The sequence below is a fragment of the Neobacillus sp. C211 genome, assembly GCF_051842875.1.
GTDB lineage: Bacteria > Bacillota > Bacilli > Bacillales > Cytobacillaceae > Neobacillus.
Genome location: NZ_JBPXRO010000112.1, coordinates 1 through 571 on the forward strand (window position 1 = coordinate 1; position 571 = coordinate 571).

General features: G+C 47.6%; 2 tRNA genes and 1 rRNA gene. All 3 read left to right on the forward strand.

The annotated features are described in order from the left end of the window. Positions 1 to 58: 58 nt before the first annotated feature. The 3 genes from rrf (at position 59) to ACSU6B_RS29305 (ending at position 510) form a co-directional block, all read left to right on the forward strand. Positions 59 to 175: ribosomal RNA gene (gene rrf / locus ACSU6B_RS29295) — 5S ribosomal RNA — on the forward strand. 9 nt (positions 176 to 184) lie between these two features. Further along, a tRNA-Val gene (locus ACSU6B_RS29300) sits at positions 185 to 260 on the forward strand. Positions 261 to 434: 174 nt separating this feature from the next. Then, a tRNA-Thr gene (locus ACSU6B_RS29305) sits at positions 435 to 510 on the forward strand. The last annotated feature ends 61 nt before the right edge of the window (positions 511 to 571 follow it).

The following is a 571-nucleotide window of genomic DNA, read 5'->3' on the forward strand; positions in this document are numbered from 1 at the left end:
ATTTTACAACTTCTTCTGCATTATCTAGTTTTGAGGGAATGATTCCTCAAAAAACAAGTCTGGCAGCAATGGCGAGAAGGTCACACCCGTTCCCATACCGAACACGGAAGTTAAGCTTCTCAGCGCCAATGGTAGTTGGGACACGCGTCCCTGTGAGAGTAGGACGTTGCCAGGCGGTATATATGGAGGATTAGCTCAGCTGGGAGAGCATCTGCCTTACAAGCAGAGGGTCGGCGGTTCGAGCCCGTCATCCTCCACCATATTTACCTTTTTTACATTACGCCGGGGTAGCTCAATTGGTAGAGCACGACCGAATAAGCTTCCTGAATGAACTTCAGCATACTGACCGAGCTGCTGCTTGCATAAGCTTTCTGAGGTCAGGATGACGGTAACAATACCAGCGTGTTCAAACTTAATATATTTCGATACTTTACGCCGGGGTAGCTCAATTGGTAGAGCAACTGACTTGTAATCAGTAGGTTGGGGGTTCAAGTCCTCTCGCCGGCACCATTTTTCTTTCATCTTACGATGAGCCATTAGCTCAGTTGGTAGAGCAGATTGCGTACTTCAT